The following is a 367-nucleotide window of genomic DNA, read 5'->3' on the forward strand; positions in this document are numbered from 1 at the left end:
GCAATGGTCTTACCCAGACCAATCAGCACAGCAGCCTTAGCCATCTGCACGCCGGTAGCCTTCGACACGAACGGAACAGTACGGGACGCACGCGGGTTCGCCTCAATCACGTACAGGTTCTCGGAAACGTACGCGAACTGAATGTTAATCAGGCCGCGCACGCCGGTGCCGCGAGCAATCTTCTCGGTAGCGTCCTTCACCTTAGCGATGATGTCCGGGCCGAGAGTAATCGGAGGCAGGGTGCAGGAGGAGTCACCGGAGTGAATACCGGCTTCCTCAATGTGCTCCATGACGCCGCCCAGGTACAGCTCCTCACCGTCGAACAGGGCGTCAACATCAATCTCGATAGCGTCCTCAAGGAACTTAT

At 57.8% G+C, this 367-nt stretch carries 1 protein-coding gene; it reads right to left on the reverse strand.

Features of this window, described 5'->3' with window-relative positions; all coding sequences use genetic code 11:
- Positions 1-367: ATP-binding protein (locus AB8E48_RS09010; RefSeq protein WP_368886488.1), on the reverse strand; the 367-nt coding region annotated here is incomplete at both ends.

The organism is Rothia mucilaginosa (genome assembly GCF_964211445.1).
Lineage (GTDB): Bacteria > Actinomycetota > Actinomycetes > Actinomycetales > Micrococcaceae > Rothia > Rothia mucilaginosa_E.